This is a genomic window from Sulfitobacter sp. PR48, assembly GCF_028807335.1.
In the GTDB taxonomy this organism is placed as follows: Bacteria; Pseudomonadota; Alphaproteobacteria; order Rhodobacterales; family Rhodobacteraceae; genus Sulfitobacter.
Genome location: NZ_JARAMM010000010.1, coordinates 143,107 through 156,714 on the forward strand (window position 1 = coordinate 143,107; position 13,608 = coordinate 156,714).

Here is a 13,608-nt window from a genome sequence, read left to right on the forward strand (position 1 = left end):
GTTGCGCTTACCCGTTGAAACCGCCGGGCCCTATCGAACTTCACCACGCGTGCCGTGTCGGATGCGGCACTGGACAGCGCGGCGAGAAATTTCAACCTCATAGGGTCCCGTGTGCAGGTATCGGGCCAGCCCTGGATAGCGACGGCACTACATGGTCATTCCATCGTGAGCGCCTGTCCCGCCAGACGCGCCGTTGCCAGCAGCCTGTCCGCATCATGCCCTTCCCGCGCCATGGCAGAGAGGCCAGCCATGAGTGTGCCGACAAAATCGGTCACCCGGTCCGCTTCTTCCGGGGCGCGCGCGGCGACATAGGCGTGAATCTGATCCAGGGCCGCGCGATGGAAGACCCCTGCCGCAGCGCGTGCCTGCGCGTCATGGCAGCGGGTCCCTTCCAATACCAGACATCCCGGCGCTTCGGGATCTGCGCCGTAACGGCGCGCCGCTTCTTCCAGCAGCGCTTTCAGACCCTCGGCCACCGGCTGATTGTCGTGCAGGATCTCGGAAAACGGAATGGCACCGGTTTCAGCGTATCGGTCCAATACACGGGTGTAGAGCCCGTTCTTGTTGCCAAAGGCGGCGTAAAAGCTGGGTGGCTTGATCTGCAGGGCATCGGTCAATTCTGCCAGGCTCACCCTGTCATAGCCTTTCGCATGAAACAGCCCTTGCGCCATCGCGACAGCCTGATCCGGATCGAAACCTCTGGGCCGACCGGCAGTACGCCTAGTTTTTGTAGTAGTCACTATAAAACTCCTTGACTGGATCGGTAAAGTTAATATGTATTGAGCACTACAGAATTTCAACAAGGAATATCCAACCATGTCAGACGTAAGAACCGTATTGGTCCTGGGCGGCAGCCGGGGCATTGGCGCGGCGATCGTGCGACGCTTTGCCGGAGCGGGCGACAAGGTGACCTTCACCTATGCCGGCTCGCACGAGGCGGCCGAGCAGCTCGCCCGCGAGACCGGCAGCACCGCCGTCCGCGCCGACAGTGCCGACCGCGATGCGGTCATCGCCTCTGTGCGCGAAAGCGGGCCACTTGACGTGCTGGTCGTGAATTCCGGGATAGGTGTTTTCGGCGATGCGCTGGAGCAGGACCCGGACGCGATTGACCGGCTTTTCCAGATCAACATCCATGCGCCCTATCACGCAGCGGTCGAAGCCGCCCGGCACATGCCCGAAGGCGGCAGGATCATCGTCATGGGGTCCGTCAACGGCGACCGGATGCCGCTGGCCGGTATGGCCTCTTATGCGGTGAGCAAGTCGGCGATGCAGGGACTGGCGCGGGGGCTTGCCCGGGATTTCGGGCCGCGCGGTATCACGGTCAATGTGGTGCAGCCGGGGCCGATTGATACGGATGCCAATCCGGCAGACGGCCCGATGAAGGATCTGATGCACAGCTTTATGGCCATCAAGCGCCACGGTCAGCCCGAAGAGGTTGCGGGCATGGTCGCCTGGCTTGCCGGACCGGAAGCCGGTTTCGTGATAGGCGCCATGCACACGATTGACGGGGCCTTCGGCGCCTGAGCGCTGTCCTGCCCGGACCTCGCGTGCGCGGGCAGGGCAGGGCCCTCCGCAGGGCTGATCAAGATGATGCAACGAGCGGAATTATCGGCGCACACCGCCAGGTCGCATTTGTTTCACTCTATCCTGTTGCTGCGACAGGTGCGGGTCACGCACCCAGCAGGCCGCTCTCTCTGAATGTCGCGATGAGGTCGTCATAGCGCCCCAAACCGCCTGACCCGCGCGCCGTCAGTTGCGCCCCTGCAACCGCTGCATAGATCGCATCAGCGCGGCGCATGGCGATGTCTTTGGATACAAGCGTGGAAAGATGCCCGGCAAGCCATGTCACGTTGATATCAATGAATGCCCGGATCGCTTCGCGTATTTCCTCGGGAACATCATCGCTTTGGGCGGACAGGAAACTTGCCAAACAGATGCGCGTGTCACCCTCCAGTGCCTTGCGGAATATGCCCGGATACGCCAGCAGACAGGCGCGCGGTGAAGCGTGAGCTTGCGAAACCGCATCAAGGGCAGCCTGCACATCGTCACAATAGCGCCAGGCCACGGCAGCTCCGAGGGCCGCCTTGCTGGGGAAGTGGTGATAGAGGCTGGGTGCCCTGATACCAAGCATTGCCGCAAGATCCCGAAAGTTCAGGCCGTCGTAGCCATGCGCCTGCACGCGTGTTCGGGCGATGGCGAGCAGTTTCTCTTTGGTGTTTTCGGACATGGGCGCTGGCTTCCAAAATCTCGGTATTGCGGGAGATTGACTCTGTGTCGTTTCATGCCAATGTGCCTACCAACTGATAGGTAGTGGAGCAACCGCCAATGATGATTGTGCATGATTTCAACCGCGGTCCTTATCCGGCGCGCGTTCGCATTGCGCTGGCCGAGTTGGATTTGCAGGACAAGGTGCGGTTTGTCGAAGTGAACCTGCGAACGGGTGCCCATAAAAGGCCGGAGTTTCTGGAAAAGAACTATTCCGGCACCCTGCCGGTTCTTGAACTGGCAGATGGGACATTCCTGGCCGAATGCACGGCGATTACGGAATATCTGGATCATCTTGGCGACCAGCCCCGGCTGACCGGCGTCTCAGCACGCGAACGGGGTATGATCCACATGATGAACAAACGGGCCGAGATCGAGTTTCTGGATCCGATCAGCGTCTATTTCCATCATGCGACACCTGGACTGGGGCCGGATGTCGAGCTTTACCAGAACACCGAATGGGGCGAGAAGATGCGCGAAAGGGCGTTGCGTGGTGCGTGCTATTTCGACGAAGTCCTTTCGACGCGGCCCCATATCGCCGGCGAGACGTTTTCGATGGCGGACATAGCGGTTGTCGCCGCTTTCATCTTTGCGGACATCGTCCAGCTGGAGATCCCGGCCCAGCTCGGCCATTTGCATGAATGGCACAGCCGGATGTTGGCCCGACCAAGCGTCCAGGGGTGGCGGGGAATGGGACGCGCCACCTAAAGCAGTAAACATAGAGCCTAATGCAGGGCTTAGTGCCCGGGGATGTTTGCCGCCAGCATGTCAATAAACCGCCGCACGCGGGGTTCCAGGAACCTCTTGTGCGGATAGAGCGCGACGATGGGAACCTCGCCAGTTGCAACTTCTGGCAGAATGCGTACCAGCGCACCCGCAGCCAGGTCATTCTTGACCAATATGCTTGGCAACAAGGCGATCCCCATACCCGCCAGTGCGGCCTCGCGCAGAGCCTCGGCATTGTCAAGCCGCAAGGTGACCTGTCCCGGCGCATTGCTCCAGAACTCGGTGGCGTCCTGCAAGACCTAGACCTGGCGCTGTCCGACGCTTGAGAATTGAAGCAGGTCATGTGTGCTCAGATGATCAATTCTGTTGGGTGTTTCGCGGCCTTCCAGATAGGATGGAGAGGCACACAGCACGGGTCTGTCGGTCATCAGGGTGCGTGAGATCAGGGAGGTATCCGGCGAGGTGACCCCGATCCGAACCGCAAGGTCGAAGCCCTCCTTGATGATGTGACGCAGGGTATCGGAAAAACTGATCTCGAAACGAACCTCTGGCCAGTCTTGTTGAAACTGCCGCACAACGGGCATCAAAAGCCGCCGCCCAAGCGCGTCAGGTGCGGCGATGCGTAGGGTGCCCCTGGGAATGCCCTCGCCACCGGCCATGCTCAAATCGGCATCTGCAATCGCCGCCTGGATCGCCAGCCCCTGCTTGTACAGTCTTTGACCTTCCTCGGTCATGCTGATGGCGCGGGTTGTGCGGTTCAGCAGACGCAGGCCGTATCGGTCTTCAAGGCGCGAAACCGCTTTTCCTGCCGTTGACCGGGAAAGACCAAAAGCCCGTCCCGCTGAAGCGAAACTTCCCGTCTCTACGACGGATAGAAAGACCAGAATGTCATTTACCTTTGATTCAGCCATTTGCCCTCAATTGAAGAACTAAGTTCGCCTCAGTCACGAATTCTGTTCGCCTATGGTTTGGCTTACCTAGCGAGCATCAAGCAAAGCAAGGAGAATTGATGTGTCAAATGCAATCGCGCGAATGAATCCGGATACGCTGCCCGATGCCGGCAAGGTGGGCTATTCGCAAATATCCATCACCAACCCCGGCAGATTGGCGTTTGTCTCCGGACAGGTCGCCTGGAGTGCCGACGGATCTGCCGTGCCGGAAACGCTTGAGGGGCAAACCAGTCAGGTCATATCAAATCTTGCGGAAGCCTTGCGCGCCATCGCTGCGACACCGCGTGATATTGTCCAGATGCGCGTCTACATGACGGAGCTGAACGATGCGACGATGGTCATCGTGATGACCCAGATAACGGCGTTCCTTGGCCGAGAACAACCAAGCCTTACCGGTATCGGTGTCGCATCACTGGCCAATGAGGATCTGAAAATCGAGATTGAAATGGTGGTTCAGATACCCGCGTAGATTGCTGTGCTGGCCGTTGAGATTGATGATACCCGTCCGGCCGGCACCCTCAAATAGGTCGCAGATACGGGATCCCGAAACTGCCCGTCACACCTGAGCGGGTTCCTTGATAGACGTCAGCAAGTGTTACGGGGATGTTGAGGTCCTCAAGGGTGTGGGACGAAAGATTGCCGATGGCACTTTCTTTACACTTCTGGGCCCAAGCGGTTGCGGCAAGACCACTCTGCTGAGGATTGTAGCCGGTTTCGTCTCCCCGACATCTGGGCGGGTGACGTTTGGAAAAGACGATATGACCTTCGTGCCGCCGCATCGGCCCGCTGCGCGCCCGGAGGGCAACGCGGTGGAAGGAGAGCTGACGGGGCGTGTCCTTTCGCTTCAGTTTCAGGGGTATCGCACCAGCTATCACGTCGTTCTGCCGGAGGCCGACACGTGAACCGATTTTCCCCTGGGGTCTTCTTACCTGTCTTGCGCTGGCGTTCCTGCTCATTTTCGTCGGTGAAAGCGACGGCATTTCGTTCGACGGAATTGCGACTTTCCTGACCAGGGACCGCGCAATCGCGCAGCGGATCGTTGCCGCCAGCGCCGACGCGGACGTGCTCGTGGGTGCCGGAGATTTCGCGATGCGGGGGATCGGGCTATCGGATACACTGGATATCCTTAAGGGGGTGAGGGTTCCCTTGATTGTGGTTTCAGGCAACCACGACAATTCAAAAGAGCTGCGCCAGGCATGTGAGGCCGCCTCGATGCTACGCTATCTCGACGGGGACGGGGCGACCTTTGGCGGTGTGACATTTTTCGGGATCGGATGAGAGATCCCCTTTCAAAAGAACGCGCCTTGGAGCGAAAGCTACTCCGAGCAGCAGGCAGATGAGGCGCTGCAGGCCTGTCCCGAGGGTGCCGTCCTGGTCTCCCATGCGCCTCCGTTCGGAATTGCTGACCATCAGGCTGATGGCCGTCACGAGGGCAGCCAAGCACTCTTGGACGCTCTGACACGGAAAAAACCGAGGCTGCACCTGTGCGGGCATATCCACCATTGCGCCGGGTCCACCATTGCGCCGGGCGGAACGCGGTTCTGGATCAAACCAGGATATTCAACCTGGGACCGTCGCTTACGTTTGTCGAAATCTAGTCTTGGAAGGCGTTCCAGACGTCGTTTGCACCTGTCTTAGTCTCAGGACACCGTTACTCCTTATCGCCGCCAAGCTGTCTTATTGTCCCAATATTCTGTCGTAACGTTCGAGAGAAATGTTCGAGCCGCAGGCGATGATTGCCACTTTTTGCCCTGCGCAGATTTCCTTTAGCGGGCCGCAAACGGCGGCGAGTGCCGCAGCGCAGGCGGGCTCGGCAATCAAGCGCAGAGCGTCGAAGTAAAGCCGCATGGCGGATCGAATATCGTCGTCGGTAACGCGCGCAATGGCGCTGACATTTTGTCGGGAAATCTCAAAACTGTAGGGCAGCGCATAGGGTGAACCAAGGCTGTCGGCAATTGTGTCGACTTTTGCAATCGTCACAGGTTTGCCCTCTTCGAGGCTTCGGAACATCGTGTCCGCACCCACCGGCTCCACGCCAAAGATCTTTGCGTCGGGGCGCGCTTGGCGTACCACTGCAGAGATGCCACTGATGAGCCCGCCGCCACCAACCGGGATGACAAAAATATCTGATTCAGCGGCATCCTCTAGCAGTTCGATGCCGCAGCTTCCGGCACCGAGTGTCATGTGTCTGGCTTCAAAAGGGTGCATGATGGTGCGCCCTTCGCTTTGTTCCGTCTCCGACATCATGTCGAAGGCCTTGGCAATATCGGAGACAAGCGTGACTTTTGCGCCCAGCTTGCGGCACGCATCGATCCTTAACCGATCGGCCGTCTCTGGCATGAAAATCGAGGCGTTCACGCCGACAGCCCTTGCGGCCCATGAAACGGCGATGGCGTGATTGCCGCCACTTGCGGCGACGACTCCCGCGGAACGTTGTTCCGGGGTCAGCTGTCTTATTCCTAAAATCGCGCCCCTGGCTTTGAATGAGCCGGCATGCTGAAACAGTTCAAGCTTTGCACGCACTTGGACATCAGCCGGAAAACGCTCCCGGAAGGGCGCATGCGCTAAAGTCAGCGTAGGTGTGCGGATGACCTGGTCGCGCAATGCAGCATGCGCGGTCTGGAACTCTTCGACAGATGGCGCTTGCATGCAATAACTCCTGTTTAGGACAAGGCTCGATGGTCGGCGAAAACCAATCTCCAAGAAACGCTTATATTGGAGACGTTTACGCAATGATGTTTATTCACAGACCACACCTTTGGAAATCATTAATAGATTCTCCCTGCCTGTATCCGCCAAAAACTTCGGCCAAAGTTTGCAGCGCAATCCGATGATAGGTTTTGCTTCAAACCGATCATGCCGGATCTCGCCCGATCTGGGCGGAGCGCGGGATGCTGGCGGAAAAGCCACCAGGCCTGTGCCCTGGCTGTTTCTGGCCAGAGCCGTGGTCATTTCTTGCCAGGTATTATGGGTCCTCCGGCGGCATTTTCTTGTCTCTGCCGCCTGTCGCAACCGACTGTGGCCAGCGTCGGGCCCTCGGGCCTTCGATCATTTCTGGGAGGAAAACCATGATCAATTTCAAATCCGCTCTGCGCGGTTGTGCACTGGCGACGTCACTGGCGGCAGCTCCGTTTGCCGTACAGGCGCAGGAGTTCATCAACGTGCTGACCGGTGGCACATCCGGCGTCTACTATCCGCTGGGCGCGGGGCTGGCCAATATCTATGGCGAGAAGATCGACGGCGTGCGCACGCAGGTGCAATCGACCAAGGCCAGCGTCGAGAACCTGAACCTGTTGCAGGACGGACGTGGCGAGCTGGGTTTTGCGCTGGGTGACTCCGTCGCGATGGCCTGGGAAGGGAACGCGGATGCAGGCTTTGCGCAGAAACTGGACAAGTTGCGTGGCATCGCGGCGATCTATCCGAACTACATCCAGATTGTTGCCAGCACCGACAGCGGCATCACCGAGTTCGGCGATCTGGCAGGCAAGAGCCTGTCGGTGGGCGCACCGGCATCGGGCACCGAGCTGAACGCACGGGCCATTTTTGGCGCGATGGACATGTCCTATGAGGATCTGGGCAAGATCGAGTATCTGCCCTTTGCTGAATCGGTTGAGCTGATCAAGAACCGCCAGCTGGACGGTACATTGCAATCTGCGGGGCTTGGCGTTGCCTCGATCCGCGATCTGGCGTCCTCGGTGCCGATTACCGTTGTAGCGATCCCCGGCGATGTGGCTGAAAAGCTGGGCGCGCCCTATGTTGCGGCCACCATCCCCGCAGGCACCTATGACGGTCAGGAGGCTGACGTGCCGACCGTTGCCGTGTCAAACTTTCTGGTCAGCCACGAGGGCGTCAGCGACGAGATCGCCTATCAGATGACCAAGCAGCTGTTCGAGAACCTGGATACGCTGGTTGCGGCCCATCAGGCGGCGGCGCAGATCGACATGGCGAAAGCGCTGGAGGGCATGCCGATTCCGCTGCATCCCGGCGCAGAGCGGTATTACCGCGAGATGGGCATCCTCAAGTAAGCACGCCCGTGTTTCGCATATGGTTGGGGTGCGCCGTGTGGCGCATCCCATCCGGTCTCTTTGATCTGTCCAAGGTGTTCTCATGTCCAATCCCGTTTCACCCCCCGACCCGCTAGAGGGACACGAGGTGTCGTTTGGCGCTGGTCCCGTTGGCCGTCTGCTGTTCTGGATCGGGGTTGTGTTTTCGGTCTTTCAGATCGTCACCGCCGCGCATCTTGTCGATCTGTCCAGCCAGATCACACGCGCTGTGCATGTCGGCTTTCTCACGTTGCTGGCCTTTCCGCTGATCGCCTATGGCCGCCGCATGTCGGTGTCGCTGAAGGCTCTGGCCTGGGGTTTTGCCCTGGCGGGTGTTGCGGTGGCGCTCTACCATTGGTGGCAGTACCAGCCGCTGATCCTGCGTGCCGGGCGTCCGCTGACGCAGGATATTGTCGTAGGCGTGGTGGCGCTGGTTGTGGTCTTTGCAGCCGCCTGGACGATGATGGGCTTTGCCCTGCCGCTGATCGCGGGGCTGTTTCTGGCCTATTGCCTGTTTGGTGAATATCTTCCCGCGCCGCTGAATCACCGTGGTTACGATTTCTCTCAGGTGATCGACCACATGGCCTATGGGACCGAGGGGATTTACGGCATTCCAACCTATGTATCCTCGACCTATATCTTTCTTTTCATTCTGTTCGGCTCGTTCCTTGAACGGGCCGGGATGATCCGCCTGTTTACCGATGTGGCGCTGGGTCTGTTCGGTCAGCGGCAGGGCGGAGCGGCCAAGGTTGCGGTGGTGTCCTCGGGGCTGATGGGGACGATTTCGGGCTCGGGCGTTGCCAACGTGGTGACCACAGGTCAGTTCACGATCCCCCTGATGAAGAAATTCGGCTACCGGCCCGCCTTTGCCGGGGGGGTCGAGGCGACGGCCTCGATGGGCGGGCAGATCATGCCGCCGGTGATGGGGGCTGTTGCCTTCATCATGGCCGAGACGTTGGACGTGGCCTATGTCGAAGTTGTCAAAGCCGCGCTGATCCCCGCGATGCTCTATTTTGCCTCGGCCTTCTGGATGGTTCACCTTGAAGCCGGGCGTCACGGGTTGCGCGGGCTGAGCAAGGAAGATCTGCCCTCTGCCCGCAAGGCGATCCGGGAAAACTGGATGCTGCTCGTGCCTTTGGGTGTGCTGGTTTACCTGTTGTTCGGTGGCTACACGCCGCTGTTTGCGGGCACCATCGGTCTGGGGCTGACCGTGCTCTTGATCCTGGGCGGGTCCGCCGTGCTGAACCTTCCTGCGGGGGCCATGCGTACCGTATTCTGGCTGTGTCTGGGCCTTGTCGCCGCCGGGTTCCTGCAATTTGGTATCGACGTGCTGATCGCGGGACTGGCTGTGCTTCTTGTCTGGTGTGCCCTGTCACGCGGCGGGCGCGAAACCCTGATCCTGTGCCGGGATTCCCTGGCCGAGGGGGCCAAGACCGCGCTGCCGGTTGGGGTTGCCTGTGCGCTGGTCGGCATCATCATCGGGACAATGACCCTGACCGGGGCGGCCAATACATTTGGTCAGTTCATTGTGGCAGTGGGGCAGAGCAGTCTGTTGCTGAGCCTGATCCTGACGATGTTCACCTGCATCCTGCTGGGCATGGGGATCCCCACGATCCCCAATTACATCATCACCTCGTCGATTGCGGGGCCTGCCCTGCTTGAGCTTGGCGTGCCGCTGATTGTCAGCCACATGTTCGTCTTCTACTTCGGCATCCTTGCGGATCTGACACCACCCGTGGCGCTGGCCTGTTTTGCGGCGGCACCCATTGCCAAGGAAAGCGGGCTCAAGATCAGCCTGGAGGCGATCAAGGTGGCGGCCGCCGGTTTCGTCATTCCCTTCATGGCGGTCTATACGCCTGCGCTGATGTTGCAGGCGGGCGGGCCTTTGGCCGAAACGATCGGGTATTGGCCGGCCGTCGCCTATATCGTGTTCAAGACGGTCCTGTGCATCGGGATGTGGGGCGCTGCGGTGATCGGCTGGCTGGGCCGTCCGCTGGGCTGGCCCCTGCGCATCCTGGGCATCGTCGCGGCTGTCACGCTGATCGCGGCCTTGCCTGCCACCGATGAAATCGGCTTTGCCCTGGCGGCGCTCTTTGTCGGCGGGGTCGTCATCATGCGGCGCAGGGCGGTTGCGTGACCGGGTGCCTGAGCGTGGGGGCCGCAGTGCTGCATCTGGCGCTGGGGTCCTTCACGCTGCAATGGACCCATTCGGTCGAACATGTCGCCTGGCAGGAAGACTGGCGCGTCGATGGTGACGTGCTGACGCTGGAAGGCTCGCGCCTCAAGGGCTCTGGTGCGGGGATGGAGCCGGGGCCGGATGCGGTTCTGAAGGATGGCTGGTGGGTCTCTGCCGGCCATCTTCAGGTTCCGGCGCTGATGCTGGCGGCCTCCGGTGCGACGGGGGCTGGCTGGACGCTCTGCGCGGACGGTCGCTGTCAGGTCATCGGCGCTGATCGTGCGGCGCCGATCATGGTCGCGCCTTGTAAAACGGAGGCTGTAAAACGTACCGAACCCGTGCCAGACTGAGGGCCATGATCCGTACCGGCCATATACGCACTTTCCTGTTCATGCTGTGCTTTGCGCTGCTGGTTGCGGGCATGGGCGGGATGGTGGCCTATCGGGTGGAGATTCTGCGCCTTGCCGAGACGCTGGACCAATCGCTGACCCTGACGCGTCGCTCCATCGAGACGGAGATCGACCGGTTCCGGTATCTGCCGGAAGTGGCGGAACAGGACGTGCGGATCAGCCGGGCGGTCACGGCACCGCAGGATGCCGGGGCGGTTGCTGCCGCAAACCGGTATCTTGAGACGATTGCCGCCGTATCGGGTGCCAACCAGCTGTATCTGCTGGATCAGTCGGGCATCGCCATCGCGGCCAGCAACTGGAACACGCCGGATAGTTTCGTGGGGATCGACTACAGTTTCCGGCCCTATTTCCGCGATGCGATGGATGCGGGCGCCGGGCGCTTCTACGGGATCGGGGTCACCACGGGCCGACCGGGATATTTCCTGTCCTCGCGTCTGGATCTGGGGGGCGGGGATCTTGCCGTGCTGGTGGTCAAGATTGACCTGACGCCCCTGCAGGCAACCTGGCGGCTGGCCGCCGTCGACACGGCGATTGCCGATGCGGACGGGATCATCTTTCTGTCGGGTCAGCCTGACTGGCTTTACCGGCCGCTGTTTGCCCTCGGGGCGCAGGCGCGTGACCATATTGCGGTGACAAGGCGCTATGAGGGGGTCAATTTCGACACGGCCTACGCACTTTTGGCGGCGGCGCCGTCGTCGCTGGCCGATGTGCAACCTGTGGACCTGTCAGGGCGGTCGCTGCTGCTGCGCCGTCTGGCGATGGAACAGGAGGACTGGCAGGTGATCCAGGCCAGCCCGGTTGCCACCGCACGGCTGACCGCGCTGGCAACGGCGGCGATCCTCGGGCTGACAACGCTGGCGGCGGCGCTGCTGGTGCAGACACTGCTGCAGCGCCGGCGGATGATCCGCATGCGGTTGCAGCAAAGCCGGTTGCTGGAGCAGCAGGTGGAGCGGCGGACCCGCGAGCTGGCCGCCGAGATCGAAACGCGCATCGCGGCGGAACAGGAGCTGAACCGCGCCCAGGACGCGCTGATCCATTCCGAGAAGATGGCCGCACTGGGCCGGATGTCCGCCGCCATCGTCCATGAAATCAGCCAGCCGCTTGCCGCGATGGAGGCGACCCTGGCCGCCGCTGCCATTGGCGGGACGCGGGATGCCGGCGGCACGGCGAAACGGATCGAAACCACACGCGGCCATATCCGGCGGATGCTGCGGACCATCAAGCACCTCAAGAGTTTCAGCCGCAAGGATACCGGGACATTGACCCCGGTGAACATGGACCGGGTGATCGACAACGCCATCGAACTTGTCCGCCACCGCGCCGATGACATCGGGGCCAGGCTGACCTGTGATTGCCCCGGTGACGCGCCGCCAGTGATGGGTGGCATGGTGCGGCTGGAGCAGGTGTTGGTGAACCTGCTGCTGAATGCGCTGGACGCGGTGGTTGCCAATGCGGCGGGGCAGGTCGTGGTCACCCGGAGGGTGACCCCCGAGGCGGTGATCGTGACGGTGAAGGACAATGGTGTGGGCCTGGACGCCGAGGCGATTGCCAAGATCGGAGAGCCTTTCTTCAGCCGCAAGCAGGAAGGCGAGGGGCTGGGGCTGGGCGTTGCGATCAGCCAGTCCATCGTGCAGGATTTCCACGGCACGCTGCATTACGACGCCGCTCCGGGGGAGGGCACCTGCGCGACCGTGACGCTGCCCCGCGCTGAGCAACGCAACCGAAAGACCGCCGCATGAGCCGGGCCGAAATCTGGGTGGTCGATGACGACGACGATCACCGCGAGGGTCTGTGTGATCTGATCGCGGCGGCGGGGCATCATCCGGTCGGCCTGTCGGGGGGCATTGCCGCGCGTGATGCGTTGGAAGGTCCGCTGCCTGACCTTGTCCTGACGGACCTGCGGATGCCCGGCCTTGACGGCATCGGGGTATTGGATGCGGTCCGGGAAGTGGCGGCCGATCTGCCGGTGGTTCTGCTGACCGGACACGGCGATGTTGCGCATGCCGTGCGTGCGATGCAGCGCGGGGCACAGGATTTTCTGGAAAAACCCTATGATGCCGATCATCTTTTGACGGTGGTGGAGCGCAGCCTTGCTTCCGGGCGTCTGCACGCAGAGATCCGGATGCTGCGCGAGCGTCTGAAGGTCGAGGGTGCGCATCTGATCGGGGAGACCACCGCCATCGCCGCCGTGCGTGCGCGGCTGACGGAAATTGCGGGCCTGCCCGTCGATGTCATCCTGCAGGGCGAAACCGGGACCGGCAAGGAACTGGCGGCGCGCAGTCTGCACGACCAGTCGGGGCGCAGCGGCCCGTTTGTCACGATCAATTGCGCAGCCTTGCCGAACAGCGGGTTCGGGGTGGACCTGTTCGGGCGCATTGATGCCACGGGCACCTTGCAGCCGGGGCGCGTGGGCCTTGCCGAGGGGGGGACATTGTTCCTCGACCAGATTGATGTGATGCCGCTTGAGTTGCAGCCGCTCTTGTTGCGCCTGCTGCAATCGCGGCAGATCGAACCGGTGGGCGGGCAGGCACCGATTGATGTCGATCTGCGGGTTGTGGCCTCGGCCAGCGAGGACCTGAAAGAGCTGATTGCAAAGGGGGCTTTTCGGCAGGACCTGTATTATCGGCTGGCAGGGGTCGAGATTCAACTGCCGCCGCTGCGCCAGATCGCGCCGGATATTCCGGTTCTGTTTGTGCATTTCATGACCCAGGCGGCTGTGCGCCACGGTGTGCCGGTGCCCGAGATCACCTTTGCGGAGCGAAAGGCACTGCAGAGCCATGACTGGCCCGGCAATGCCCATCAGTTGCGGCAGGCGGCGCAGCGGCGGATACTGGGGCTGGACGGGGTTGCCGACACCCGGGATCTGGCGGTGAAAGGCACCTTGAAGGACCGCGTGGCACGTTTCGAGGCATTGGAGATCATGCGTGTCCTCGATCAATGCCGGGGCAACACCGCGCGGGCCGCCGCACAGCTGGGCATTCCGCGCCGGACCCTGAACGCCAAGATGAACCGCCAGGGGATCAAACCCTGAGGCGATG

At 61.3% G+C, this 13,608-nt stretch carries 13 protein-coding genes and 1 pseudogene; 10 read left to right on the plus strand and 4 right to left on the minus strand.

Annotated elements, in window-relative coordinates:
* Nucleotides 1-155: 155 nt before the first annotated feature.
* The gene (locus tag PVW51_RS14775; protein WP_274575807.1) at nt 156-740 is read right to left on the minus strand and encodes a TetR/AcrR family transcriptional regulator; all 585 of its coding nucleotides are present in this window, start codon (nt 738-740) and stop codon (nt 156-158) included.
* Between the two features lie 76 nt (nt 741-816).
* Here PVW51_RS14775 and bdcA point away from each other — a divergent pair, with 76 nt between their 5' ends.
* The gene (gene bdcA, locus PVW51_RS14780; protein WP_274575808.1) at nt 817-1,524 is read left to right on the plus strand and encodes an SDR family oxidoreductase; all 708 of its coding nucleotides are present in this window, start codon (nt 817-819) and stop codon (nt 1,522-1,524) included.
* A gap of 145 nt (nt 1,525-1,669) precedes the next feature.
* On the opposite strand, the gene PVW51_RS14785 is transcribed toward bdcA, so the two are convergent.
* A complete protein-coding gene (locus tag PVW51_RS14785) occupies nt 1,670-2,227 on the minus strand; it encodes a TetR/AcrR family transcriptional regulator (RefSeq protein WP_274575809.1) in 558 nt (185 codons plus the stop codon).
* Between the two features lie 98 nt (nt 2,228-2,325).
* Between PVW51_RS14785 and PVW51_RS14790 the strand changes: the two genes are divergently transcribed.
* Nucleotides 2,326-2,973: a glutathione S-transferase gene (locus PVW51_RS14790; protein ID WP_274575810.1), complete on the plus strand. Its 648-nt coding sequence runs from the start codon at nt 2,326-2,328 to the stop codon at nt 2,971-2,973.
* 29 nt (nt 2,974-3,002) lie between these two features.
* On the opposite strand, the pseudogene PVW51_RS14795 reads toward PVW51_RS14790, so the two are convergent.
* Nucleotides 3,003-3,902 (minus strand): annotated as a pseudogene (locus PVW51_RS14795) (LysR family transcriptional regulator).
* Between the two features lie 100 nt (nt 3,903-4,002).
* Here PVW51_RS14795 and PVW51_RS14800 point away from each other — a divergent pair.
* The 3 genes from PVW51_RS14800 (at nt 4,003) to PVW51_RS14810 (ending at nt 5,219) form a co-directional block, all read left to right on the plus strand.
* Nucleotides 4,003-4,410: a RidA family protein gene (locus PVW51_RS14800; RefSeq protein ID WP_274575811.1), complete on the plus strand. Its 408-nt coding sequence runs from the start codon at nt 4,003-4,005 to the stop codon at nt 4,408-4,410.
* 154 nt (nt 4,411-4,564) lie between these two features.
* Nucleotides 4,565-4,843 carry an ATP-binding cassette domain-containing protein gene (locus PVW51_RS14805; protein WP_274575812.1) on the plus strand — a complete coding sequence of 93 codons (279 nt, stop codon included), beginning with the start codon at nt 4,565-4,567 and terminating at the stop codon, nt 4,841-4,843.
* Nucleotides 4,773-5,219 (plus strand): metallophosphoesterase family protein, encoded by a 447-nt coding sequence (locus PVW51_RS14810; protein ID WP_274575813.1) that lies wholly within the window; start codon nt 4,773-4,775, stop codon nt 5,217-5,219. Before PVW51_RS14805 ends, PVW51_RS14810 begins: the two co-directional genes overlap by 71 nt.
* A 399-nt stretch (nt 5,220-5,618) precedes the next feature.
* Here the strand turns inward: PVW51_RS14810 and PVW51_RS14815 are convergent, their stop codons facing one another.
* Nucleotides 5,619-6,590, minus strand: coding sequence for a threonine ammonia-lyase (locus tag PVW51_RS14815; RefSeq protein ID WP_274575814.1), 972 nt, complete (start codon nt 6,588-6,590; stop codon nt 5,619-5,621).
* 419 nt (nt 6,591-7,009) lie between these two features.
* Here PVW51_RS14815 and PVW51_RS14820 point away from each other — a divergent pair, with 419 nt between their 5' ends.
* The 5 genes from PVW51_RS14820 (at nt 7,010) to PVW51_RS14840 (ending at nt 13,601) form a co-directional block, all read left to right on the plus strand.
* Nucleotides 7,010-7,966, plus strand: a complete 957-nt coding sequence (locus PVW51_RS14820; RefSeq protein ID WP_269360870.1) for a TAXI family TRAP transporter solute-binding subunit — start codon at nt 7,010-7,012, stop codon at nt 7,964-7,966.
* A gap of 82 nt (nt 7,967-8,048) precedes the next feature.
* Nucleotides 8,049-10,121, plus strand: coding sequence for a TRAP transporter permease (locus PVW51_RS14825; protein ID WP_274575815.1), 2,073 nt, complete (start codon nt 8,049-8,051; stop codon nt 10,119-10,121).
* Nucleotides 10,118-10,510: a DUF1850 domain-containing protein gene (locus tag PVW51_RS14830; protein ID WP_269360865.1), complete on the plus strand. Its 393-nt coding sequence runs from the start codon at nt 10,118-10,120 to the stop codon at nt 10,508-10,510. Before PVW51_RS14825 ends, PVW51_RS14830 begins: the two co-directional genes overlap by 4 nt.
* A gap of 5 nt (nt 10,511-10,515) precedes the next feature.
* On the plus strand, nt 10,516-12,309 hold the full coding sequence (locus PVW51_RS14835; RefSeq protein ID WP_274575816.1) for a sensor histidine kinase: 1,794 nt from the start codon (nt 10,516-10,518) through the stop codon (nt 12,307-12,309).
* Nucleotides 12,306-13,601, plus strand: coding sequence for a sigma-54-dependent transcriptional regulator (locus PVW51_RS14840; protein ID WP_274575817.1), 1,296 nt, complete (start codon nt 12,306-12,308; stop codon nt 13,599-13,601). Before PVW51_RS14835 ends, PVW51_RS14840 begins: the two co-directional genes overlap by 4 nt.
* Nucleotides 13,602-13,608: the final 7 nt, after the last annotated feature.

Coding starts and splice junctions, on each gene's coding strand:
- bdcA (WP_274575808.1), top strand. CDS start 817: ATGTCAGACGTAAGAACCGTATTGGTCCTGGGCGGCAGCCGGGGCATT.
- PVW51_RS14785 (WP_274575809.1), bottom strand. CDS start 2,227: ATGTCCGAAAACACCAAAGAGAAACTGCTCGCCATCGCCCGAACACGC.
- PVW51_RS14790 (WP_274575810.1), top strand. CDS start 2,326: ATGATGATTGTGCATGATTTCAACCGCGGTCCTTATCCGGCGCGCGTT.
- PVW51_RS14815 (WP_274575814.1), bottom strand. CDS start 6,590: ATGCAAGCGCCATCTGTCGAAGAGTTCCAGACCGCGCATGCTGCATTG.
- PVW51_RS14820 (WP_269360870.1), top strand. CDS start 7,010: ATGATCAATTTCAAATCCGCTCTGCGCGGTTGTGCACTGGCGACGTCA.
- PVW51_RS14825 (WP_274575815.1), top strand. CDS start 8,049: ATGTCCAATCCCGTTTCACCCCCCGACCCGCTAGAGGGACACGAGGTG.
- PVW51_RS14835 (WP_274575816.1), top strand. CDS start 10,516: ATGATCCGTACCGGCCATATACGCACTTTCCTGTTCATGCTGTGCTTT.
- PVW51_RS14840 (WP_274575817.1), top strand. CDS start 12,306: ATGAGCCGGGCCGAAATCTGGGTGGTCGATGACGACGACGATCACCGC.